The organism is Patescibacteria group bacterium (assembly GCA_041665345.1).
Taxonomy (GTDB): domain Bacteria; phylum Patescibacteriota; class Patescibacteriia; order PEXW01; family PEXW01; genus JBAYJA01.
In genome coordinates, this window is record JBAYJA010000004.1 from 112704 (window position 1) to 136593 (window position 23890).

The 23890-nt window shown below is 50.2% G+C and carries 28 protein-coding genes and 2 tRNA genes; 12 read left to right on the plus strand and 18 right to left on the minus strand.

Going from position 1 to position 23890, the window contains the following annotated elements; all coding sequences use genetic code 11:
* Positions 1-115: 115 nt before the first annotated feature.
* From WCV85_06070 to WCV85_06085, 4 genes are all read right to left on the minus strand, one after another.
* Positions 116-433 (minus strand): hypothetical protein, encoded by a 318-nt coding sequence (locus WCV85_06070; protein ID MFA6474413.1) that lies wholly within the window; start codon positions 431-433, stop codon positions 116-118.
* Between the two features lie 295 nt (positions 434-728).
* On the minus strand, positions 729-1049 hold the full coding sequence (locus WCV85_06075) for a hypothetical protein (GenBank protein MFA6474414.1): 321 nt from the start codon (positions 1047-1049) through the stop codon (positions 729-731).
* A gap of 26 nt (positions 1050-1075) precedes the next feature.
* The gene (locus WCV85_06080; GenBank protein MFA6474415.1) at positions 1076-1546 is read right to left on the minus strand and encodes a hypothetical protein; all 471 of its coding nucleotides are present in this window, start codon (positions 1544-1546) and stop codon (positions 1076-1078) included.
* A gap of 448 nt (positions 1547-1994) precedes the next feature.
* Positions 1995-2663 (minus strand): glycerophosphodiester phosphodiesterase family protein, encoded by a 669-nt coding sequence (locus WCV85_06085; protein MFA6474416.1) that lies wholly within the window; start codon positions 2661-2663, stop codon positions 1995-1997.
* Between the two features lie 124 nt (positions 2664-2787).
* Here WCV85_06085 and WCV85_06090 point away from each other — a divergent pair, with 124 nt between their 5' ends.
* The 5 genes from WCV85_06090 to WCV85_06110 all read left to right on the plus strand — a co-directional run bounded on the left by WCV85_06090 (position 2788) and on the right by WCV85_06110 (position 6960).
* Positions 2788-3255, plus strand: coding sequence for a hypothetical protein (locus WCV85_06090; protein MFA6474417.1), 468 nt, complete (start codon positions 2788-2790; stop codon positions 3253-3255).
* Between the two features lie 84 nt (positions 3256-3339).
* Positions 3340-4284, plus strand: coding sequence for a site-specific tyrosine recombinase/integron integrase (gene xerA, locus WCV85_06095; protein ID MFA6474418.1), 945 nt, complete (start codon positions 3340-3342; stop codon positions 4282-4284).
* Between the two features lie 7 nt (positions 4285-4291).
* Positions 4292-5395 carry a metallophosphoesterase gene (locus WCV85_06100; protein MFA6474419.1) on the plus strand — a complete coding sequence of 368 codons (1104 nt, stop codon included), beginning with the start codon at positions 4292-4294 and terminating at the stop codon, positions 5393-5395.
* Positions 5396-5655: 260 nt separating this feature from the next.
* Positions 5656-5731: transfer RNA gene (locus WCV85_06105), tRNA-Arg, on the plus strand.
* 128 nt (positions 5732-5859) lie between these two features.
* Entirely contained in the window at positions 5860-6960 is a 1101-nt protein-coding gene (locus tag WCV85_06110; protein ID MFA6474420.1) for a prenyltransferase/squalene oxidase repeat-containing protein, read from the plus strand.
* Between the two features lie 11 nt (positions 6961-6971).
* On the opposite strand, the gene WCV85_06115 is transcribed toward WCV85_06110, so the two are convergent.
* Positions 6972-8006, minus strand: a complete 1035-nt coding sequence (locus WCV85_06115; GenBank protein MFA6474421.1) for a polyprenyl synthetase family protein — start codon at positions 8004-8006, stop codon at positions 6972-6974.
* Between the two features lie 304 nt (positions 8007-8310).
* Here WCV85_06115 and WCV85_06120 point away from each other — a divergent pair, with 304 nt between their 5' ends.
* The 5 genes from WCV85_06120 to WCV85_06140 all read left to right on the plus strand — a co-directional run bounded on the left by WCV85_06120 (position 8311) and on the right by WCV85_06140 (position 10954).
* The gene (locus WCV85_06120; GenBank protein MFA6474422.1) at positions 8311-8577 is read left to right on the plus strand and encodes a helix-turn-helix transcriptional regulator; all 267 of its coding nucleotides are present in this window, start codon (positions 8311-8313) and stop codon (positions 8575-8577) included.
* A gap of 134 nt (positions 8578-8711) precedes the next feature.
* Positions 8712-9080, plus strand: a complete 369-nt coding sequence (locus WCV85_06125) for a hypothetical protein (protein ID MFA6474423.1) — start codon at positions 8712-8714, stop codon at positions 9078-9080.
* Positions 9081-9164: 84 nt separating this feature from the next.
* Positions 9165-9671 (plus strand): NUDIX domain-containing protein, encoded by a 507-nt coding sequence (locus tag WCV85_06130; GenBank protein ID MFA6474424.1) that lies wholly within the window; start codon positions 9165-9167, stop codon positions 9669-9671.
* Positions 9668-10201 (plus strand): NUDIX domain-containing protein, encoded by a 534-nt coding sequence (locus WCV85_06135; GenBank protein ID MFA6474425.1) that lies wholly within the window; start codon positions 9668-9670, stop codon positions 10199-10201. Before WCV85_06130 ends, WCV85_06135 begins: the two co-directional genes overlap by 4 nt.
* A 99-nt stretch (positions 10202-10300) precedes the next feature.
* Complete coding sequence (locus WCV85_06140; GenBank protein MFA6474426.1) at positions 10301-10954, plus strand: HD domain-containing protein; 654 nt, start codon at positions 10301-10303, stop codon at positions 10952-10954.
* Between the two features lie 50 nt (positions 10955-11004).
* Here the strand turns inward: WCV85_06140 and WCV85_06145 are convergent, their stop codons facing one another.
* The 6 genes from WCV85_06145 to WCV85_06170 form a co-directional block, all read right to left on the minus strand.
* Positions 11005-11256: a hypothetical protein gene (locus WCV85_06145; GenBank protein ID MFA6474427.1), complete on the minus strand. Its 252-nt coding sequence runs from the start codon at positions 11254-11256 to the stop codon at positions 11005-11007.
* Positions 11257-11462: 206 nt separating this feature from the next.
* A tRNA-Lys gene (locus tag WCV85_06150) sits at positions 11463-11538 on the minus strand.
* A 261-nt stretch (positions 11539-11799) separates the two neighbouring features.
* On the minus strand, positions 11800-12294 hold the full coding sequence (locus WCV85_06155) for a hypothetical protein (GenBank protein MFA6474428.1): 495 nt from the start codon (positions 12292-12294) through the stop codon (positions 11800-11802).
* 136 nt (positions 12295-12430) lie between these two features.
* Positions 12431-13078, minus strand: coding sequence for a hypothetical protein (locus WCV85_06160; GenBank protein MFA6474429.1), 648 nt, complete (start codon positions 13076-13078; stop codon positions 12431-12433).
* A gap of 32 nt (positions 13079-13110) precedes the next feature.
* Positions 13111-13434, minus strand: a complete 324-nt coding sequence (locus WCV85_06165; protein MFA6474430.1) for a hypothetical protein — start codon at positions 13432-13434, stop codon at positions 13111-13113.
* Positions 13435-13451: 17 nt separating this feature from the next.
* A complete protein-coding gene (locus WCV85_06170; protein ID MFA6474431.1) occupies positions 13452-13589 on the minus strand; it encodes a hypothetical protein in 138 nt (45 codons plus the stop codon).
* Between the two features lie 362 nt (positions 13590-13951).
* Here WCV85_06170 and WCV85_06175 point away from each other — a divergent pair, with 362 nt between their 5' ends.
* Entirely contained in the window at positions 13952-14716 is a 765-nt protein-coding gene (locus WCV85_06175) for a helix-turn-helix domain-containing protein (protein ID MFA6474432.1), read from the plus strand.
* A gap of 52 nt (positions 14717-14768) precedes the next feature.
* On the opposite strand, the gene WCV85_06180 is transcribed toward WCV85_06175, so the two are convergent.
* The gene (locus WCV85_06180) at positions 14769-15569 is read right to left on the minus strand and encodes a polyphosphate kinase 2 family protein (protein MFA6474433.1); all 801 of its coding nucleotides are present in this window, start codon (positions 15567-15569) and stop codon (positions 14769-14771) included.
* A gap of 150 nt (positions 15570-15719) precedes the next feature.
* On the opposite strand from WCV85_06180, the gene WCV85_06185 reads away from it, so the two are divergent.
* Positions 15720-16277 carry a hypothetical protein gene (locus WCV85_06185; protein ID MFA6474434.1) on the plus strand — a complete coding sequence of 186 codons (558 nt, stop codon included), beginning with the start codon at positions 15720-15722 and terminating at the stop codon, positions 16275-16277.
* Positions 16278-16343: 66 nt separating this feature from the next.
* Here the strand turns inward: WCV85_06185 and WCV85_06190 are convergent, their stop codons facing one another.
* The 6 genes from WCV85_06190 to WCV85_06215 form a co-directional block, all read right to left on the minus strand.
* Entirely contained in the window at positions 16344-16886 is a 543-nt protein-coding gene (locus WCV85_06190; GenBank protein ID MFA6474435.1) for a hypothetical protein, read from the minus strand.
* Between the two features lie 93 nt (positions 16887-16979).
* Complete coding sequence (trxB, locus tag WCV85_06195; protein MFA6474436.1) at positions 16980-17900, minus strand: thioredoxin-disulfide reductase; 921 nt, start codon at positions 17898-17900, stop codon at positions 16980-16982.
* Positions 17897-18562, minus strand: a complete 666-nt coding sequence (locus WCV85_06200; protein MFA6474437.1) for an NYN domain-containing protein — start codon at positions 18560-18562, stop codon at positions 17897-17899. The genes trxB and WCV85_06200 overlap by 4 nt, the downstream gene beginning before the upstream one ends.
* 544 nt (positions 18563-19106) lie before the next feature.
* Entirely contained in the window at positions 19107-21005 is a 1899-nt protein-coding gene (locus WCV85_06205; protein MFA6474438.1) for a hypothetical protein, read from the minus strand.
* A 93-nt stretch (positions 21006-21098) separates the two neighbouring features.
* Positions 21099-21707, minus strand: a complete 609-nt coding sequence (locus WCV85_06210) for a type II secretion system protein (GenBank protein ID MFA6474439.1) — start codon at positions 21705-21707, stop codon at positions 21099-21101.
* A gap of 3 nt (positions 21708-21710) precedes the next feature.
* Positions 21711-23882: a carboxypeptidase regulatory-like domain-containing protein gene (locus tag WCV85_06215; protein MFA6474440.1), complete on the minus strand. Its 2172-nt coding sequence runs from the start codon at positions 23880-23882 to the stop codon at positions 21711-21713.
* Positions 23883-23890 lie beyond the last annotated feature (8 nt).

Here is a 23890-nt window from a genome sequence, read left to right on the forward strand (position 1 = left end):
GGGTAACCAAGCAACCGTACCGTTAAGAATTGAGTGAGGAGACTATACGGGTAAAGGCGGAGTTTGTCAAGGTATTATAAAAAGCCCACAGTTCGCTATGGGCTTCGTATACATGTTACTCGAAAATAACTTCGTACTGAGGAAAGAACTGATGAAGCGCTTCGACAGTTGGGTGCTCCAGTGCGAACGCCTTATGGTACTTCTCGGCAATTGTCGGGTGCATCGTGCCAAGGGCGACCTCAATGGTGCCTGAACGTTTTGGCACACCGCCATGCTCCGGGTCGAAGGAATCGTACGTAAATGTGTCGCCATCGCGGGTAACACATGTGCTTCCAATATCCGAGCCGTTGCACAGGAATTGGTCACTCACCTCAACAACCTTACCGTTCTTTACTCGAACGATATTTTTAGGTTTAAAAGTTGCAATGTCCATCATTTTCTCCTTTGGATGATGTGCATCGCTACCTTAACGATTCACTGGTTCGTTTGTCAAGCCCGGTTACGAATTACGAACGAGTACGTCACCGCTCTGAGCGGGATCCCGCCTTCTTTAGCTCAGTTGCAGAAAGTGGCGGGAAAAATACGAATGTACGAATGGGGAGCGGGAAAATACGTATTCTCCGAGTGCGGGTCTCCGTGCCCGCGCTCGACCGGGGATGGTTATGGGGTAGGTAGGGAAGTAACCCTCACAAAAAAAGCTCACCCAAATGTATGGATGAGCCGATTGACTACAGAAAGAGTGGACAACAGATATTTGCCTCAATTTCCAGTTCACGCCATTCGGGGCCAATCTTCTTCCAAGCGTACTTGATTGGGTAACGGTCCGGTGGCACTTTGCTATTCGGAAAGAGGGTAAGTTCTGTCTTATCCAGAACCATACCCTCAGCGACATCAAACAAGAAAACACCGGCAGCCGCAGAGTGAAATTGGTAGTTGTATACTTCAATCCGCCGACCAACGGCTAAAGCTTTCTTCAAGCTGCTGGTGACAAGCACAACCGCAACATCAAGTCGCTGCTCCGTGTCGTGTTTTGCAATGAGCACATACATACTTTTTCCTCCATCTTTTCCATTTGTTACAAGGTACACAACGGCAAAGCGTGTTGCTCTGACCACTTCCGGTACGGACAGTCCAAGATTGCACTGCAGACTTTCTGGTCACCTTCCCGCTCCATGAGTTTGCAGGACTGATGAAGAGCGCGAACTTTTGCAACATGCTCACCCAGATGTTCCGCCTCTGCCGTCTGATTGAACTCTGGGATGCAGGACAGTACATAGCTATGACAATCAATGAGCTGCGTGACGAAAAACGGAAAAACATGCACTTCTTCATCCATGACGTGGAATGTCGTCTCACCAGAATCTGGCTGGAATCGTAACCGACAATGGAGGACCAGGAATTTATACCCACCGGTAGTTTTCTTCCGTCTGGCGATATGATCCAAAACTCTCTGCCGGTGGAGCTGAATCTTTTTGGGATCAGGTTCCCCAGAACGTTTTCGTTCCTTCCTTTTCCATGCTCTGCGCGTACTTTTTGATCGAGACATTTTCCTCCTCGGTTTTTTCAATTTTCTATTTCAGCCGAGTGTACGTTAAAAAACGTACCTTCGTCAAGGGGGGTGGGTAAGGTTTGGGTGTGGCAGCGTGTATGGTTGGAAGGTTGGGGTGTGGGATGGGTAGAGGGGAAGACGGTGAAAATTTGGTTTGATTTGAATAGAGCATGTTCCATGTAGTACAGACTTCGGACCGGTAAGGGTTACTTCTCCTTACCCCGGGGTGCTTCCGATGGGTCGCACCCGCCTGCTGGCCCCCTTGGAAAGGGGAGGACATCTATGAACAGGCTTTGGTCAGTAATAAACCTCTATCCTCCCCCCTCTGTCATTCTGAGTCTGACGACCTGTCCGCCGAAGTTTCTGAACGTAGGCGGAAGAATCTCCGAAGTGTACCCACAGTCTGGGGATCCTTCATATGATTCAGGATGACAGAAAGGAGGGCTTAAGAAACCCGGTCTGGAAAATCCGTGGCTACCCCGTCAACGCCTAGGGCACGTAAAGCCGCAATGCGGGTGGGTGTATTTGGAGTCCAGGCAAAAATTTTCAAACCCATACCATGCGCACGCTCTACCATGTGTCTCGTTATGATGGGGAAAAAAGCACAGATTGTCATTGCCTGCATACGACGTGCTCCCCTTTCCCAGCCCCACGGCCACCAAAAGACAAAGCCCATCCTCGCCGCGGGTCTAAGCACACGATATGTTTGGAGGAAATGCGAATGAAAGGAGATGATAAGCAAGTCGTCTTCCCGTACATGCTCGGTCTGTGCCACAATCTTCGCAACAGCCTCAGCACTCCCAAAACTTTTTAATTCTACATTAATGTAGACCTTTTTATCCACCAACCTGAAAACTTCCTCCAAGGTTGGGATTCGTTCCCCTTTACCCGCGTCCAGCTTTTGCAATTCTGCCAACGTCATGTCTGCCACTCGGCCATGGCCGTTGGTGGTTCGATCCACCGTCGCGTCGTGGATGACCACCACTTCCCCGGTCTTACACACGTGCACATCCAGCTCCACCATGTCGCAGCCCAGGTCGATGGCTCGCTGAAAAGACCGGAGCGTGTTCTCCGGTTCCAGACCTGCGGCGCCGCGATGGCCAATGGTGAGCATGAAAGTATTGTAGCCTGAGCCGCATCTCACCGCCAATCTCCAGTACCCTTGACCATTTCCACTTTCCGTAGTACAAAGAACGTTCAGTAAAAAACAAAAAACTTGGACGTTGAAAGGATGCAACATGGACAACTTGGAAATATACCAAGCCTTCGAAAAAAAATGGTTCGCCCTCCCGCTGGGAAAAGTGATTGTGGCGAATCTTCCTCGAGATCGCCGAACCTACACAGTCGCTTTCGCCTGCGGCAACCTTCGGCTCATATCCTCTTTGATTCTTAGCTCGCATGGTACCGTGTCGGAAGAGGTAACCCTGGTGGATATTGCGCAGCCCGTCGCCACGGACCGGGTACTGCTGCACGATAGAACCTTTGTGGGTCTGCCCACCCTGCTCATTGAATTGCCTAGTCTGGACCACATGATTCGGACAGGGCAAGGCGCGCCGCACGATCTGTGCCTGGAGCGCATGCACTTCAAGTTACTCTGGTTAAAAAGTAATCCAGAGCAATCGGAGGCATTTCTCCGTTCCCTCAAGCCCCATACGGAAACCGTGGGCACCCTCTCTGCCTGGCGCACTGCCTACACAAAGGCGTAACAAAAAAAGTTCCTCCAGCAGCACCCCCAAAGGTGCTGCTTTTTTATAATGACAGAATTCCCTTTGTGTCGTACAATATCAGACATGGCCGTCCCCATAAAAAAACTCCTTACTGACTTCCTGGAGTATTTGGAAGTGGAGAAGAATGTCTCACCGCTTACCGTGCGGAACTACGGCTTCTACCTCAAACGATTTGTAGATTCAGCCAAGCTGGAAAAACCCACCGATGTCACTATCGAAAAAGTGCGGCAGTTCCGGCTTTTCCTCAACCGCCAGCTGAACCACCAAAAAGAAGTATTGAAAGCCAGTACTCGGAATTATCACTTGATTGCGCTGCGCGCATTTTTGAAGTACCTGGCCAAACGGGATGTCCCCAGTCTGGCTGCAGAGAAAGTGGAGCTTGCCAAGCAGACCGAGCGGCAGGTGAGCTTTTTGGAAGGGACGGACTTGGAGCGATTCTTGGAAGCACCGTTGAAATTGGAACAGCCGGATTTGCTGAAGGCCCGGGACAAGGCGATTCTGGAACTCCTCTTCTCCACTGGCTTGCGCGTTTCAGAACTGGCGAATCTAAAGAAGGATGGGATCAATTTGGAGAAAGACGAGTTTACGGTTCGCGGCAAAGGCGGGAAGCTCCGCATTGTCTTCCTCTCCCACAATGCCCGGCACTGGGTAGGCGCATATTTGAAAGCCCGGAATGATGACGAGCCGTGGATTTTCCTACGGCATGACCGCGCCATCAAACGCTCCGGCGCAGAACACAAACCCTTGACCTCCCGATCCATTCAACGGTTGGTGCAGCACTACGCCACCGTGGCCGGCATTACCAAACGAATTACCCCGCACACGCTCCGGCACTCCTACGCCACCGACCTGCTCATGAATGGGGCGGACATTCGGAGTGTGCAATCCATGCTGGGACACGCCAGCATTACGACCACGCAAATTTACACCCACGTCACCAACCAGCAGCTCCGCGAAGTGTACCAGGCCTACCACGGCCGGCGCCGGAAGAAAGACTCGTCCAAATAACTCCCTTATGAAATACCTCATGATCGTGTTCATCGTTGCTGCCACTGTCATTATCATTGCCGGACATGGGCTGCTCTTCGTCTCGTGGGTGAAGTTTTTTCACATCACCTCGCACAGTCTCAAACTCTGGCTGGGTATTGCGTTGGGCATACTGAGCATCAGCTTCTTGGTGACCATCCTATTGGTACACGCTGTGGAGACGCAGTACACGGACGCACTGTACGCCGGTGCCTCGGCCTGGCTGGGTTTTGTGTGGTACGCCGCGTTAGCTGTTGCACTCACCTGGGCGCTCATTGGTTTGGCAAAATTGGCGCAGGTGAACCTGCCCATTAGTACAATCTCCGCCATACTCCTGGTCATCGCTTTGGGCGTGAGTGTGTACGGCGTCTGGAATGCCTTTCACCCAGTGGTCACGCGCATAACCGTTCGTTTGCCCAACCTGCCCGAAACATGGAAAGGCCGGGTGGCTGTGCAACTCTCCGACATTCACCTGGGACCCATTCACCGTAAGAGCTTTTTGGATGACGTGCTCGCCCTGACGAAAAAAGAAAACCCCGACATTGTTTTTGTGACTGGTGATCTATTTGATGGCGGCGGCGCAGATATAGCAAACCTCCCCCTTGCCTTCAATACCCTTACCCCACCGCTTGGTACGTTCTTCAATACCGGGAACCACGAACAGTACCTGGGCTTGGAAAAATCCTTGGCTGCCATTGCAAAAACCAACTTGCGCGTGTTGCGAAACGAAATTGTGGATGCGGATGGAATGCAAATTGCCGGGCTGGATTACGCCGACACGCCGGATCGTACGGCAATCCAGAGTGTCCTGGCCAAGCGGGATACCACCGCCCCACTCATTGCCCTGTACCACGTCCCAATACTGCGTGACCTCTTCCAGGAAAATGGCGTGAACCTGCAACTCTCTGGCCATACGCACAAAGGCCAGCTCTGGCCCTTTGGGATTATTACCAAATGGGTGTACCAGGGGAAGGACATTGGCTTGCACACCGATGGCGAGTACAACATTTACACTTCAACCGGTGTTGGCACCTGGGGCCCGCCCATGCGCACGGGTAATCGACCAGAAATTGTAGTGATAAGATTTGAGTAGTGGTTGACGTGCAGAGCAATCCAACGTAGTATGAGCAACTTGCCCCGGTAGTTCAACCCCGACGTTTGCGCAGCGCAAAGTCGGGGCTCCGACGCCAAAGGCCGTCGGAGCGGATAGAACCGTGGACTTCCCCGCCCGACTCGCCTGACGCCCTTGTAGTTTCCGGCGGAGCCGGATCCCCCGCCTCCCGAAGCCGTGCGGCGGGCAGGCGCTTCTGCGGGACAATAGAGAAACCACGGACTTCCCCGCTTGCCTTGTTCGCCCCTGTAGCTCAACGGATCAGAGCAAGGGACTTCTAAGCCCGAGATGCACGTTCGATTCGTGCCAGGGGCACCAAGGCAAGCGGGGCAGGTAAGCCGGTTGTTGGGTTTCCGGCGTAGCCGGACCCCGCTACGCGGGGCAATTCCCTCCCGGGGCACCACCTATTCTGGACGAGTTCTGAAGGTGTACCTAATATTGTATGTTTGTCTAAAGACCTAACACTAAATAGAAAAATGGGAATTCAAGCACATAAAAAAACTCTCCCTTTGTTGACCGGGAATCTAGACGGCCTCAATCACTCGAAGTTACCGATACAAAATTGGGAATTTGTAGAAGCACGGTCATCTATCCGCGCTGCGCTTCGGTTCTTATTAGGAAAGCAACGATCGGACGGATCATGGCGCGATTTTAACGTCTTATTTGGTGAATCTTCTTCTTGGGTCACTGCATGTGTTCTCATCTCGCTTAGCGACACTCCTTCGTATGTACCTCGGGCTGACTTAGCCGGCGTTAAGGCCAAAGCACTTCAATTTCTTCGTTCGAGCTGCAAACCAACAGGCGGTTGGGGCTATAATGAAAATCCGATTGTTCCAGATGATTGTGATTCTACTGCCCATGCGATTCTCGCGTTCCGAATGAATGATCAGATGGTACCAAATCGTAACATAAGACGACTTGAGGAATTTGAGATCGAACCCGGTCATTTTGTCACATTCCTTAATCGAAAGGAAGGCCATTCTTGGGGTTTAACACATTCCGAAGTTGGGGCTATTGCAACAATCGCATTAGGTGGGTCTTCACGAGTTAGGGGACTGGCTGAGAAACTTGAATATGATCTGGACAGATTTGGCTCCTGGCCCAGTTTTTGGTGGCGCAAACCACTATATTCGACATATGCATGTTCTTGGTTCCTTTCGCATTTTGGAATTTGTTGTAGGTCTTTATCAGATCGTAGCGAGCAGTTGGCAGATACGCTGAGCAGTAGATCACCCTTGGAAGCAGCATTCTCAGGGCTTGCGGCGTATCAACTTGGCCATCACCAATTCGTGAAGAAAGCCTTTCGATACCTTATACGCAATCAGAAATCGGACGGATCTTGGGAATCATCAAGGCTCTTGCGTAATACCGATTCAGATCAAACTTCGAATTGGCTAAACACCGGTAAGGTTCGAGGCAAGTTGTATCACGATCAAAATAAAGTTTTTACAACATCTACAATCACACGATTTCTTATGACTGTAATCACCGAAGTACAACCATGTGACTATTCGATGTCGGCCTTTGAAGCTCATAATGTTCTATAAACTTCTATAGTTCATTGATAGCCTGCAGCAATGAACTCATTCTGATCCCAGCAAGCTCGCTGCCGAATCCACTCGCAAAAAGCCCTGAGTTGCTCGCGTGTGCTGCCCGGCGAGAATTCAGCAAGCAGCCTCAAAGTCAACTCGAATTGTTTTTCAGCTCTCTGAAGCGCTGTTACCTGAACTTTCAATTCTCTCAATAATTGAGCAATCTGCCCTCCCGTCTTGGAGTCACACGTCTTTCCAATCGCGCCCAAAACTAGACTTCGCTCTGACGTGCTCGCTGAATCCAAAGCCACAGCGATCGGCAGGCTGAGATTTACCACATAGGAACTAGGCGCTTTTCGTCGCACCGAACTTTCCCCAGATTCATCGTATACATCATTATACATCTGATACGTCTTGCCAATTTCATTACCCAATGTCGCATAGCGAGTTACTGAATCACTATCGAAGCGCTGTAGACGAGCTGCGGCTATAAAGACAAAACGAAATAACGCGGATGTCTTCTGAAGTACCACTGACTCATAGAGTTCGACATATGATCCTCGAGGGGAAACATACCCAACGTCGGCAAGTTCTCCAGTTGACATGCGGCGTATGGCGTGTCCGAACTCTGCGGCTAGATCTAATTTGTGGCTCTTATCTACTTTGTGCAGCCGAAGTATCGACTCTCCCAACAAGAGGGGAATGAGCAAGTTCGTTGCTTTGTTACCGTGCTGTTGGTGAAAGGTCTGATGCCCACGTCGGATGACATCCTCGTCAATTAAATCATCGAGAATGATTGATCCACGATGACACAATTCGATCACGGTCGCCAATTCTCCTGCTATCAGGTCATTTGACACGGTGTTCTTCTCAAGAAGCAGCATAAAGGTAAGTGGGCGCAATCTCCTGCCGGGGAAAAGAGCATCTCGCAGCAGTCCACGAAGCACAGAATCGCTTGTCGCCATAACGAAGTGATTCAAATTCTCATCAACTAACGATTGCACCTGACGGCGCGTCGAACGAGATAGAAACGAATCTATAGTGAGCTGCGGTTGGGACATATTACAATACTACCCCTTTGTCGTTAGCTGGCACAAGGACAAACCCCATCTGCATGTGGCTTCAGTAACTTACTGTGCCACAACCGCTCAGACAAGTGTACAGAGCCTCTACGCTCCTTCCCAATTTTCCTTCCCCCAGAAACACCAGCTTCTTTATTTTTTTGCAGAAGCTCTTTGAACGTGAGTATGCCAGGATTATTCTGGTAGAAGGTTCAAACGTCGTGTATCAGGGCGCACCACCACAATAAAGCCTCTTGACGATATATCGTATATGATATATAGTAGTTGTTGCGTAGACTATTTTATGAATAAGAATAACTATCTCTACAAATTGCAAAAAAATAAGGAGTATAAGAAACTTCTTAAAGAAGAGAAGGATCTACTTGATATTGCTTTGCAGATTTCCCAAACACGAAGGAAGCGTAAAATTACTCAGGTGCAATTGGCAAAAAGAGCTGGCATGCCCCAAAGTCAAATTGCAAGAATTGAAAGTGGGAATCATAACGTGACTATCGGGACTCTAAATAGGGTTGCGGGTGCATTGAACTTACGAGTGGTTGTTGGAGAGTAGTACGCTGGCATTCATTCTGAAAGGTATACCTAAACTTCCTCTACTTACTTTGAGGAATTTTACGTATTCACAGATTGAACGCAAAAAAACAAAGGTATGTTATGATTTCCAAAAATCAGCTTTTTTAGTCAGCCTTGACAACGTTACCAATTTGGTATAAGTTCGTATTTGGACATACACAGACACTCACATTACAACCCAAGGAGGAAATTATGTGCGGTGGATATCCTTACCCGCACCCGGCAGGACACGTCATTGCGCAGCTGGTATCTGGGCAAGAAGTGAAAGTTGCCAAAGGCTTTGGCTTTCCGAAAAAGCAAGAAGATTCGACCTGCATTATTGCACGCGTCGTTGGCTACTCTGCGCTTTGCGCTGATGGCACGCTGCTAGGTTGCATGGATGGCGCAGGCGTCACACCCACAGACGTCATCCACCAAACTTTTGAACTGAGCGATGCAGCCAAACAGAAAATCGCCGAGGTTGACGCAGAAAAACAAACCTAAAAATGTTACGTTAACCGAGCGTCCTCTGCGCTCGGTTTTTCATTATTCTTGCTATACTACCAAAAGTTCGCTTTTCTTTGAGTTATGCCCATCAACACTGATCCTCACATTCACCAGAATGTGATGTGCGCAAATGTGTACATCCGAAAAGGTGATAAGTATCTACTGCTCAAGCGCTCACCCAAGAAGCGGTTTTTGCCAAATCTCATTAATCCCATTGGCGGAAAAATTGAGCCCAACGAAAACCCTTACCAAGCCGCACTCCGCGAAGTGCAAGAAGAGGCCGGGATTACGCTGAAGAACCTTCGGTTAGAGGCGGTGATTCTGGAAATTCAACCCTACAAGGATAAGCCGCACAACTGGCTGGTCTTCCATTTTTCTGCGGATTGGGACGCTGGTGAGCTGCAGCCCACAGAAGAAGGCGAGTTCATGTGGTTCACCGCCGCTGAGATTCCACAGCAACCTCTTTTCCCGTCCGTGCGGGAAATTATTCACCATATCCTGAACCCAAAGGATGGCACGGTTTTCGCCACGATATCCTATGATGAGAAAGGGAAGGTGGTGAACGTAGAAAAACAACTTTGCCTATGACGGACATAGAACTCCTCCACGTTATGGATGAACAAGGTAATGTGCTCCGCACAGTGACCCGTGAAGAGGCGGAGCGGGATAACCACCTGACCCCGAACGCTATCATGTTTATTTTTACGCCCAAAGGTGAAGTTTGGATCCAAAAGCGGGCGAAGACCAAGAAGCACTTCCCCGGGGTGTGGGATATTTCCGCGTGTGGCGGGATAGTCCACGATGAGAAACCAGAAGAGAGCGCACGGCGGGAAATGGAAGAGGAGATGGGCTTCACTTGCAAGCTGCATTTCGTAGAAGCATTTTTGAACGAATTCCCAGGGGAAGACGGCTCGCTACGGCGGCGGCTATCCCATCTCTTCATTGGCGTGAGTGACAAAATTCCGCAGGTGAACGAAGAAGTAGAAGAGTTTGCGGCAGTGTCTGTGACTGAACTGGTGAAAAGGATTCAAAGCCAGCCGGCAATGTACGTTCCCTCATTCCTGATGGAACTGGAGAAGGCGCGGGTAGCTGCCCAAGCTTTGGGTTTCCTACAGTAGCCACCTCGTCAGTTGCCCTGTGGTTGGTTAATGTTAGTATTGAATCATGCTAAGTCTTTTCCGCAACAATTCATTTCTTGGCATGCTACACTAAGATTTATGAAGAGCAAGCAAATCATCACCAACGTCGCAAACCTCGTCCGCAAAAAGTTTGAGGGTGAGGGTTCAGGCCATGACTGGTGGCACATTCTCCGGGTTTGGAACATGGCCAAACATCTGAACCAGGAAGAACGGGCTGATGCTTTTGTGGTGGAACTTTCGGCGCTCTTGCACGACATTGCAGATTGGAAATTCCACGACCGAGACGAATCGGTTGGGCCACGGGTAGCGCGGGAGATACTTACAAAGCAAGGGGTACAAGCCGCAACAATTGATCACGTGTGTGATATTGTGGCGAACATCTCCTACAAAGGCGCAGGTGTGCAAAATGGCATCAGTACTTTGGAAGGCAAAATTGTCCAGGATGCTGACCGTTTAGATGCCCTTGGCGCGATTGGCATTGGACGCACATTTGCATACGGCGGGCATGTGGGGCACGCCATGTACAATCCAGAAGAAAAACCTGTACTGCACCAAACCAAAGAAGCATACAGCAAAAGTACAGCCTCAACGGTCGGCCACTTCTACGAAAAACTCTTACTCCTCAAAGATCGGATGAATACGAAGACCGCGAAACAGTTGGCGAAAGACCGACACAAGTTCATGGAAACCTTCTTGGCGGAGTTTTATAAGGAGTGGGAGGGGGAGCTATAAAAAATCCTTCGCCAGTAGAGCGAAGGTTGTAGCATTCGGTGAAAAAAGAATTAGATCTGCAATGGTACCCCAAGCTTGTCAGCGATTTGCTTGATCCATTTTTCATGCCGGTCAACACGGTGTACTTGGACAACGAGCTCTTGGAAAAAAGTATCAGCCTTTTTGGCGTAGGCATCTACTGAACTAATAAGCGAAGACACCTTTTCATCAAGGCGTTTTTCGGTATCTGCCAAATCTTGCTTTGTAGCAAAAGCATTGCTGAGACCATCAATTAGTTGGGTGATTTCTTCCTTGTTTAACATAGCTTCCTTAGAGTACCGAAAAGCGGTTTTCTCGTCAAACCGGTTGATTATCCATCTTGTACGCTTTTCTTACGGGGTCCCCACGAATGTGGCGCGGAGTCCTGCCGCAGGACGAGCACGCGTTCGTGGGGCAAAGCGAGGCTTCGCGCGACGGGCGGAGCGGAGACGTAGCAACGTCTACGCGCAGCTCTGAGCGCGAAACGAGCTGGTGCGTCCAGAGGGAATCGAACCCCCAACCTTGGGCTTAAGAGGCCCCTGCTCTGCCAGTTGAGCTATGGACGCGTGCCAGACTATTGTACTTATTCTGCAGCGCAATGCAAGCCTTTCGGTTATCCAGTTGACCTATCAAACGTAAAAGAGTGAAATTGGACAACAAAATGAAAGGCCCTTTGAAAGGCGCCAACGTGCCACGTGCGAAGCATGGCGCTGCTGGCCTCATCATCGAGAAGAAAAAATGAAGTACCTTGGGCGACGTAGCAATGCGCCGCCTTCTTCATCTGCAAAAAAGCCGAGTTGTGTAAACTCGGCTGTAGTAACGGTCTGCTATTTTCCGTAGTACATATGGACTAAGGAGATAGCAAGGTACTCAGGAAAAGATCGGCACGAGCGAATTTGGAAACCAATACGAACTGTGCCATCCATCGTATTGAACCCTGCATTGTAACCATCGCCACATTGCGCAAGGAATGCGGAGCCCCATGCACAGGCACTTTTTTTAATGACCTTTTGCACATGATCAATTGCAGCATCCACAGACTGGAACGTTTTCCAAGGACCATAACCATTGAAGTAGGAATTTGGCCTCCCAGGTTCTGGCGCATGCCATCCACCAATGAAGAGCACGGGGTAGCTCGCGCTTTGGTCCTTGAACACTGGAGGCAAATGTAGGCTGAAGTCTGAACTCGTCCTGTCCAGCATTTTCACGGCCAATTCTTGCGTTGCATCCAGTACCGTTGGCATAGCTACAGTTAAGTACTGCTTGAGTAGTGCCGGTGAATCAACTTCAACCAGAAATTCTTGCACTTTGTGAATGGGCATTGGCGCCCTCCTTTCAAACTTTTTTCTACTATTTTGGATACTTCTTCTTATCATTCCACCGAAAGTTTGTCAAAGCATATAAGCATATAAAAAAGCCGAGTTGTGTAAACTCAGCTTTGAAAGTACATTGAACTCCTTACAGCCCGCGTATTGCATCTCTCCGAATGTCGAGACTAATTATAACTCCAGGGATGAGACTCTCAGCTCGTTGCCGCATCTGGTCCAAGAAAGGTTCAAGTGCGCAACGTTGGCAACTCAGACTCGCCGTCGTATCAACCCGTGGAATGGGTGTTTCCAGCAGCGTGTGAAATTTCTTCCTGGCACCCGCCTCAAGTGCATCTTGATTCTGATATATACGGTGGAGCTCAAGTAGTCGCGCAGTGTCCGGCATTACCCAGGCCCACATCGTGCTGCCGTCAACTGATACCCTATAGTACTCCGCCACCTTTTCACCATGCCAAGTGAAAAAGAAACCATCACCCATCCGATCCAACAATTCATTTTCTGGGACGCAGATAACCTCATCATGTGAAGCATGATTGATGAGCAGCGGCAGGCTAAAGCCGGCTTGCCAGATCAAAGTACCCACTACCAAGTGTGCCCAAGTCAATTTGTCAGACACCATCGGAAATAAACTAAATGCGAAACCGACCAATATTCCTAATACCAGAATGAAGCCCCGGTCAACCGTCATGCCGCCCCATACGCTTGTGCCTAACCATAGAAGCACCCAAATCCCACTGGTCAAAACGAAATTCGTTATGAGCCACTTTTTAAAACTCATACCTTCTCCTTGTTTTTATCATCGGCTTAATTTTACTCTTCTTCAATTTCCCCAAGCTCTTTTTTGAGCTGCGTGATTTTCTCTTCGTTACGTATTTCAGCACTCACGACTTTATTTACAGCAAGCAGCCAGGCCCCAAACCAGATCAAAACGAACGCAACAAGGAAGAAGACATTTTCAATAATGACTGCTACCTCAGGGTTGCTGTCTGCCCATATCCGAATAAACATTGGAACCGGAAACATCATCAGCGTGCAATACAATACTGAGATGACCCAAAAGACGAACTTCTGTTTCTCAATCTTTCTCTTAAGCCTCTGGATCTCTTGCCGTTTGTCCTCATCGGTCTCAAACATTTCTACCTCATTTCGAATTACTCTTTGTTTTCCAAATACCCACAGACACAAATAATGAGAATGAAAAACCCCTCAATAATCCACGACCAATACAAAACCAATGGATTCTCAGTAATTTTAATAACAATTTGCGCACGGTCTGGAAGAATGAACATAGCAACCTCTGCAATAGCAATAAAAACTAGTATGGCGCGTGGACCAGAGGAAACCCATATGATTCTTCTGACCCGCTGAGTAAGCGGTTTGTCATTCCTGAAAAGCAGCCGGAAATCATTGATAATGAATGCAATCAATGCAACCACTCCAAGATAATAGAATGTCGTTAACGTATATGCCTCATTTCTCAATTGTGAAAGTTCTTTGTTTAACCACCTATGATAGCGCAAATATACGTATATGTCAATTATTACGTTATATACTTAGTCAATAATTTAGCTAATATTAAACATATATTGGATATATATTTATGAATGACATAATTATTGACACATTTTGATATTTGATTTATACTGAAGTTATGGATATTCAAGAAGCACTGACCGAGCTCAACCTCAGCCCACGGGAGGCGGCAATATATACGGAATTACTGGGGATTGAGCATGCTTCCCCGGCTTTTTTGGCTCGGCGGACTGGCTTCAAACGCTCCACTATATACCTGGATTTAGAATCCCTGAGAAGGAAGAAACTGGTGGGTCTAGCTTTTGCCGGCAAACGGACTGTATACGCCGCAGAATCCCCCACCCATTTGCTTCAATCTATAAAGCAACAGGAAAAGACGGCCGTTGCCTTACTGCCCTATTTGCAAGCCAAAGCAAACCACCAGAAGGGTAAACCGCAGATTCGGTACTATGATGACCCTAAGGACATCAAAAGAGTCTGGGTAGAGGAAACGTTTAATGCAAAAGACAATGATTATGTCTCACACTACGTGGACACGCTGACAGAATTTGCAGATCTTGAGGAGAAGTACCAGGCAAAAATTAATGATGGAACAATTCAAAAAAATAGGGAGCTGCACCCTTACACGCCCGAAAGTATTTCTTTTTCACTAAAACACGCAAAGAAAAACCGGCCTATCCGAATAATGCCCGCGGGTATGCAGTTTGATGTAGATATTTCCGTCTGGGAAGACTCCGTGGCGCTGTACTCGCAGTCAGGCAAGTACATGCTGGTCATCCGAGATGCGGCAATCGCCCAGAGCTACCACACACTCATCGACATGGCATGGCAGGTGTCTTTGACGCCGCAGGAAGCGGAGAAACAATTGAGAGTGAAAAAATAAAACACCGCTCTGGGAAGCAGAGACGGTGTGTTTGCATAGAAAGGGCGAGGCGCTACGGGATGATGATGCTTTGCGGATCAAACGTCGGGGTTGGGTACCGCATTTTCAAATCCTCCAGCGTTTTAACGACAATCCGGGCGATAGCCAGGTTCCGGTACCACTTGTGATTTGCCGGAATGATATGCCACGGAGCAGCAGAGGTGCTCGTTGCCGAAATAGCGTCCTCGTACGCTTGTGTGTACTTCGGCCACAGTTCACGTTCCTTTAGGTCGTCCGGGTTAAACTTCCAGACTGCCGTTGGATCTTGCAACCGTTCCAACAGACGCTGCTTCTGCTCTTCCGGATCAATGTGGAGGAAAAATTTCAGAATGGTAACGCCACTAGCAGCCAGTATGGCTTCGAAGTTGTTAATAGCGGCGTACCGTCTGCGACATTCTTTTTTGGTAATCAGACCATGGACAGGCACCACGAGCACGTCTTCGTAGTGGCTACGATTGAAAATGACCAACTCGCCTTTGCCCGGCACTTTCTGGTGCACACGCCACAGGAAGTCATGGCTGCGTTCCACTGCAGTGGGTACTTTGAAATTGGAAACTTGCACTCCTTGGGGATTCACACCACTGAAGACATGGCGGATAACGCCGTCTTTACCGCTGGTGTCCATGCCCTGCAATACGATGAGAATCTTGTGCTTGTCTTCTGCATACAGGCAAGCTTGCAGGGCGCCAATTTGGGCTGTAAGTTTTGCCAGCTCCTTTTGACTCTTTTTCTTGCCACCATCGAAATCCGGTGTAGCATTCGGATCAAGCTTTTCCAGATTGACCTTGGTTTGCGGTTTCACTTTGAGACTCACGTTTTCTCCTTGGTTGTAAAGGTTGCATTCTACTTTTCTGTTCCAGCAACCCTAGCGGGTTTTGGGGTGGCTGTCAAGACCAATGCCATTCTCTTGACTGCCAATCAGGAGTGGACTAGGTTGAAATGAACACCAAACATTGGAGGTTATATGCACGTTGCTATTGTGTGCGGGTACGGATTGTACGATCCTGCAGTACGCACCCCAGAAGAAATGGAGGGTTTACAGGAATACCTGACGGCGGTCTTCCAAGATATTCAACGCCGACCGGAAATCACCACCATTGTGCTCTGCGGTGGATGTACCAACCCATTGCGACCACAGGTATCTGAAGCGAAGTCCGTCATGGAAAACTGGGTGCTGAAGCAAACCGTTTTCGACCCACGAGAGTACCGGTGGGCCTTGGAAGAGGCGAGTGCGAATGCAGCGCAAAGCCTAAGCTTCGCCGCGATGCTACTGCTGTACCACCTGCCACAAAAATGTACGGTATACTGTGACACTGTGCGAGAGTGGAAAACCCGGATTCTCGCAAAGCAAATTCTTGGCAACCTGGGCTACGCGTACGAAGTGGTTGGCTTCCCCCGCCGTGACATCCACCCGCGCAGTACCTGGGGTATGCAAATTGCCCAAGGCATTCGCTGCCTGGTCTCTCCAGAGTACGTGCGCAGCCTGCTGATGGCCGAACCCGCACATCCGCCTTCTCCTTAAGAGAAGGCGGTTTTCCTATGACAAAAAGCCGAGTCCTTATGACTCGGCTGTGGCAAACTTGTGGGCTTACGACGTTTCCTTCGGGAGTAGCTTCCAAGAAGGAAGCCACTGAGATAAAACGGTGAGCACAATTGCTTCCCGCTCAGCAAAGGTATTACTCTCGCTATACCAAGGAATGAGCTTGGTCAGCCAGAGAATGTCCACCGCGCCAGTAATAGCAAACTCTTCCGGGGTGTCTTGATCGTAGTAGGTCCAAGATTCACTCCGAGCACAGAGCTCCTGATTCTCAAAGATACTGTTGAGTGTACTGGCGACATCCTGTAATTGGCTGTCGGTCAGCTCGCTGAAAAACTGCCACCGCTTCGGATGCTGTTCAACTGCTTGAAGCACAGCTTCAACGATGTTCCCATCGCGGTCGCCATGTATCCCTTGAGGCAAATCAAAGATGAGAAATCTGAATCGCTCCTGAACTGGTGTAGTGTACAAATCCTCTGGCGGTACAGGGGGTTTGTACCCCGGCTGTAAGCAATTTTGGCGGGTGAACTTCAACCAGAAGAAGACAATTGAAAAGAAGATGATTTGCTGCTCACGAAGATTCGGTTTTCTCAAAGATCCACAATCCATGTTTCCCTCGCTTGGTTTGGATTTTCAATAACAAAAAGTAGCACAGTAAGCCGGCTCTGTCAAGCGTCTGTACGTTCTCTACTCCCCCTTCGCTGCCAAAAACTTCTCTGCGTCCAGCATAGCCATGATACCCCAGCCAGCCGCAACCCCAGCTTGGCGGTAGCGCGGGTCTTGCACATCACCAGCCGCAAAAACCCCAGGCACGGAAGTATTGGTGTAGTTCGATACCACCATGAACCCATGGCTATCCGTCTGCACCTGGCCTTGGAAAATGGTGGTCGCTGGCACGTGACCAATTGCCAAGAATAACCCTTGGCAGGTAAAGTCTGATTCCTCTCCGGTTTTTGTATCTTTGAGCTTAAGCCCGGTAACGACATTTTCACCCAGCACATCGGTGATGCCCTTGTTCCAGAGTACGGTGATTTTTGCATTGTTCAGCACACGCTGCTGCATAATCTTACTGGCATTGAAGGTGTCTTTGCGGTGGACGATGGTCACCTTGCTGGCAAACTTGGTGAGGAAGTTTGCTTCTTCCATGGCTGAGTCACCGCCGCCCACAATTGCCACTTCCTTGCCCTTGAAGAAAAATCCATCGCAGGTGGCACAGGCCGAGACACCCCGACCGCGGAGCCGCTGCTCATTGGGCAGGTTCAACCAACGGGCACTAGCGCCCGTGGCAATAATGACGGATTCGGCCTGGTGCTCTTGGTCACCCACCCAAACTTTGAACGGTTGGTTTGTGAAATCCACCTTGGTTGCATCGCCGTCCACAAAAGTTGTGCCAAAGCTCTCGGCCTGCTTCCGCATGACTTGCATAAGCTCTGGACCTTGGATGCTGGGTACACCGGGGTAATTTTCCACTTCCGTGGTGTCCATTAGCTGGCCACCAGGCTTGCTGCCAGAAATGACCACGGGTTTGAGATCAGCGCGGGATGCGTAAATGGCGGCGGAAAGACCTGCTGGGCCGGAACCGATGATGAGAAGTTTATGGGGATTCATAAAGATAACGTTGCTTGGGGTTTGATAGTAAAACGACGAAGATCATTTTCAACAAAAACCCGTTGGATATCGGTACTCGCGATCATCGTCGGAACAGGCTTCGTTGATTCTGCCGCATCTATTGCTGGAATTGAAAAGCCGATGTACTCAATAAGTTTCTTTCCACGATTTCGAACCCAGTCAATGGCAGGGACAAGATCTGTGTCTGAGCTCACGACAATTGCAACGTCATACCTATTATCAACCGCTCCTACAATAAGATCAGTTGCAAGCTTCACGTCTATACCTTTCTCTCGACTTCGCGTAAATTCAATTTTTTCTACACCTAGTTTCAAAAGACGCTTATAGTCCTTTACACGCGTATCAATAGTGAGCCGTTCTGTACGTATCCGAAGTTTGCTTGTCTGAATTTGCCACCCTGTCTTTTGAAGTACTGTAAAAAGCTGCGTTTGCCTGGACATCGCTTCTATAGTTTTTGGATTTTTTACGTCTTCACGAACAGTGCCAATGTAGTAGCGCTTCCCTAATGAAGTAATCACGCGCTCACCTGCAAGAAATATGGAAAATTTTTCAAAGTCAAAATCACGCTCTTTCAGTCCAAGCGGCTTTAACGCGCGATGGTAGAAATTTCCAGCGTCAATAAAAATTTGTACTCGTTGCATAAATGAAGGTATAGAAACCCTGCACACTGCCCCCGGAGGGGCAGGCGCAGGGGACGTAACACTTGAAGCCTAGCGGATTGTGGGACATCTGTCAATACCACGCTTTAGCAGAGAATTCCACAAAATTTTTTATGAAAAGACATGCATCCTTCAGCTATATTTCATGAGTTCGATTTTTGATCTTCTTCATATTTTCAAATCTTTGCGCATCGGGCATTCCGTTCTTTTTGCATATTTTTTCATGTTCTAGACGTTCTTCATTAGTGATGTATGATTTTTCACAAAATGTGCACTGGTAGTATGTGGGCATAAAAAATTTTAGGGAATCAGCGTTTCCATAATAGCATATTCAACTACCTGATACTGTTTAGGGTTACCACCCCTTCCCCTCCTTAAAAAGGAGGGGACAGAAAATGCACCGAGGCTGGTTCCGTGTTACAGCGGGATTGCCGCGTCACTCGAGGACTCGTTCCTCGCAATGACAGATTGATACAATACTGCAAGATCTCTAATGCTCTATACCTTTATACCTCTACACCTTCCCCTACTCCTCCTCCCAACTCAAAATATCGTACTGGCCAGTGGTGGGGAAAGAGGGTGGCGGGGCAAAGGTGAGGTTGGAGTCAAAGATTAAGTCACGGGTGCAGTACCCGGAATTGTTCCAGCTGCTGCCGCAGTTGAAGAGATTGAAACCGGTCCAGGCAAAACCGTACCGCTGGTTGGTGGCAATGGAGCCAAAGGCAGTGAGCTGGGTGCGGCCACGGTACTCCTGGCAAGTGGAGGTCCCAGCCGGATTCGCGCTGATGATACAGGTGCCTGGGTTGACGCAGTTTGCCGTGGTTGCACAGGCGCGGTTCACGTTGTTGGAACAGTACCCCCGAAGCGGACTGAATAAGCACACTCGATTACTTCCAGATGGACAATTACTGTTGACCGTACATACCTGGTTGACGCTGTTCTGACAGTAGCCAACCGTAGGCGAAAGTTGGAAATTCGCATTGTTCGTGGAACTGGTGAAGCCCGCTCCATAGTATGGGCGGCCCACCCGGCCATTCTGGGCAATGAGCGCCGCGTCAATGCGAAGGTCATTTTCGCTAAAGAATCCAGCGAGAATGTTGTTCTGCGCTATGAGGCCAATCGCATCTGTGCCATCGTACGGGGCAGTGTACGTTAGGTCATTGGTTACAAAAATATTTGCATTACCAGATGCCAAAGGCTCACGTGCGGCTACAAGCGTCACCCGAGAATTGTTGACAGAACCGTCCACCCACACATCGTCCTCAATGAAGATAATCCCATTCGTTGGTAAGTCAACCCCCAATGATGAACCGCTATTGTACGTAAAGGTAGACTGATCTGTATCACGAGAACCAATGGAGTGACTTGACTGCGTGCAGGAAAAACCATTGGTAATGCAAGTACCAGCGCCTTGCGATGAGCAATTGAGGTTCGTGGTACAAGTGAGATTCCCATTGCCGGAGCAGTAGTTACAGTTGCTGGTTTGCGTGCACGAGCGGTTGAAGTTGTTAGAGCAGTACCCATAGTCCCGCCAGTTACCGCCAGAATTGTACTGGCAGCGAAGCTGGGTGTTGACCACGCGCATATCCACTTTGCCGTCCGTACGGAAGGTCACATGGTAGCCTTGCCCGCCGGAAGGCAGGAGGTGAATCCCGTTGGCCAACGCAAGAGTTTTCATGTTCTGCAGATCGACGGTGATGGCATTGAAGTCCACGCGTGGCACAGGAAATTGCCGCCCAGCCTCAAAGACATCTGGCCGAGCGGGTACTGGGTTTGGCGGAGCTTCCAGAGCGCGGAACGTGTCATTGATGGTTGAGCCAGCGCCAGTGTCCGTATCATGCGTGTGCACGGCATATTCATCATTCCCGCTATGATCCGGGTCGTCATAGGTGGAACGGTACGACGTCACCAGATTGTGCGCCAGACCGTCAAACCGAATACCACCATTGCTATGGATAGGACCAAAGACTTCCGTACCCACACCAAAGCGCATATCCGCATTTGCCACCACGGCCCACTGCGTAAAGGAGGGAATGCCCTGGCGGATAGTCACCGTGCGCTTGCTCCCAGGCTTGTTTGTGAGTTGACCCACAGATTGAATGGTCACCACGGTGGAACCTGATGGCGGTGGCGTAATGCTGAGGCTGAAAGTGCCAATCACATTCCCGCTCACATCTTCGTAGTTATGGACGTACGGACCAGCCGCACCAGTGCCGTCTTCAAAATCATCGGGTACGTGCGCCAGGTGCCAGCGGTAGTATTCCACTCCAGCTTCCGCAATCTGGAGCGCGCGCTCCCGATCCACCCGCTGATTGGTTGCGTTGTTCTGGGTAATGATGAACTGCAAAGCAAGCATGCCCAGAGTAACCAGCAGCCCGGTGATAACAAGGATGCTGACGAGCATGGAACCGTGAGGGGAAGCCATACGCCGTAAGCCGTAAGCTATATGCTTATGCATTCTCTTTTTCGTATATTCGTATCTTTTTTCGTAATTCGTACGCATGTTCGTAATTCGTATTTATAAATTATCCTTCAAGTTACGGAACGCAATGTTGGTTTCTAATGTCAACGTGGTCGGTGGCAAGTTTGGGTCGGTATCAATTTGGAGATTCACGTGCACCAACCGAACGTTCTGCGTGGTGACCGGCTGCGTCAGCGCCGCCTCAGAGCCAGTAAAGCTTGCATCGTAGTAGGTGAAAACAGCTTGCGCAGCATTGCGCACGTTGCTCGCCATCACCCGCACAGCTTCGCTCCCTGCTGGGTAGGTTGCCGGCGTGCCGGTGGGCTGAATGATCCCTTCACGCAATTCCGTGCCCTGCAAGAAGAAGCGTACTTGCTCACGGTCAGTATCACTGTCCACGTTCGTGTAGAAAACCAAAGATTGCGCTGCTGCGGCGTTGATGGGGTAACTGCCGTTACTCGACGTCTGCGCTTCTCGGATCAGCTTGGTCATCCGCGCCAGCGCTTCCCGAGCGGTTTCCTGCGCTTCCACCTGTGCACGATTTTGGTTCCAGGAGCGCAAGCCGCTGACCGTCAGGACGCCCAACAGCGTCCCTACCATAGCAGTGATGCCAGCAGTGATGAGCAGTTCCATGAGGGTGAAGCCTTTTGGTGAGGTACGGCGCATAGGTTAGCTTGGGCTGAGGGAGAACGTCTCTTGCTCGTTGCCATCCACATCCACATCCTGGGTAAACGGGTTGTAACCGGTTTTAGAAATTGTTACCGTGTACGTCCCAACGCTTAGCGCATCGAAGAACGATTGGCCAGGCGGCGTGCAGCCAGAAGTGTACCCAACGGCCACATCGGAAACCCCTGGAGAAAACTGGGGGTCTGCGGTTTGCAAGAAGAGCCGATACCGTATGTAGCGCTTGGTCTGCTGCGCGGCGGCCACGGGGGTGCCACTAATGGTGTAGTACGTCCCGGCAGTACCATCTGGCCCAGCGTAGTTCCAGGTGGCGTTATCATCATTCGTGGCCAGTTGGAAACGCACACTGTCTGCACCAGTGCCCACCGGCTGGCTTTCGGGGTTCCAACTAAGGGTGACGAAGGTGCTGGGTGTCCCTGTATCAAAGCTGGAGGAGGTGAGTGTGCCCGAGCCAGCGTACGCATCCACAACTACCTGTATACTCAGGCTATCCACGGTTGGCGTTATGCTCCCATTGCCCGTTGCCAGAGATACCCGGAACCGGAAGTCATTGCCCGTGGTGACAAAGGTATGCTCCACGCCTGGGGTCACATCCTCAAAGTTAATGCCATTCGCCGTCAGGGCATACTGGATGGTTTCCCCATTCGCATTGTCTGAGGCCGTGAGCGTTGCGCGGACAACTTTCCCCGCCGGAATGCTCAGGGTAGAGCTCTGCGCCTGGGCTGATGCATCGTAGACTCCCGCGGTCTGCGGCAGACGCAATTCGCCCGCGCCTGTGTCCCACACCGCCGTGGTACTGGCGCCGTCCCGGTTGCTGGTGGTGCTAAAGGTTTCGCTGAGGTTTTGGGATGAACTGGATTGCGTCAGCGTCACTTGCCCACCGGTTGTCGTGGGGTCAATATTAGCATCGGCAGATTCGAACATCGTGGCATCGGTAAAGTCCGCTTGGCCAGCACCGCCAATCCAGGTGGTCTGCGCCCACGCGCCTTGGCCCGTGGTCTTGGTTTCATCGTACACGCCGCCCTGCACGCGAATGGTGGCACCGCTAATGGCCAAACCGGTATTGGCATCTTTCAGGTTCGCCAGCAGCGTTTGCGGATTATAGGTGCTGGACATAATCAAATCCAAAGCAGCGTTGGTGCCGGGAAGGACATTCAGACTCGCTGGCGGAATGAGCCCAATGAGATTTCGGCTGGTACCGCCAAGCGTGAGCTGGTAGTTGTCCCACTCCAGGTTCGCAATGTTCCGTGCGCCTGCGCCATCAGTCGTGAAATTTTGGTCAAACTCCAAAATTGGTGTGGGTGGTGGATTGCCAATGAGCTTTTGGCCACGGAGGTTGAAGCTAATATTTCCCAAGGGCTGGCAGAGATCATCCTTCGTGGTAATTGCCAGACTAGCTACTTGGTCAATGGCAAAGCTACTGGTAGAAATGGCGTTGGCCAAAATGGAAACATTGGGCTTGATGGGATTTGGGTTGGCGCCGGAAATGGCAATGGTCGCGTCCGTGGTATACCCAGCTTTGCTCACCGTCACCACGTAGTCGTCAGCGTCTGGTGGGTAGCCAATGAATTGGTAGTTGCCGCTGCCATCAGTTTGGCGAGTGAGATCAATGGCTGGAACCAAGGTGCTATTTGCCAAGCGGACATCTGCATCTGCCACAGGTAAACCCGACGCATCAAAGACGCTCACGAGTAAGGAGCCGGTATTCGCCGGGGCTTCCACGCCCTGGGGCGCAATGGAAGAGGTGAGCTTCACGCTCGCCGTGGCGTTGGGCCAGGTGATTTGCACCTCAGCTTTTTTGTAGTCTGTGGGCGTGGTGTCAGCCGGGATCACCCCATCAAAGGGATCATCCACCCAGTCCACGCGGGTGGTGACGGTGAAGGCAATGTTGGACCGAGTGATGGTCTGGGTTTGGGGAATATTTCCAGATGGCACCCCGCTCTGCGTACCCACGGCATTGAAACTCAGATTCCGAATCGTCTCTAGCTGCTCATTCGCTAAGGCAGTGGCCAGCACGCGCATTTTGGAACGGCTCAACCGATCTGTGCTGGTAACGAACACCCCAATGACAAAAGTGAAGATCATGGCCAGAATCGCCGTGCCCACCAAGGCTTCAATTAATCCCACACCACTTTTCAGACCCTTTTGCTTTTGCATGGGGATAG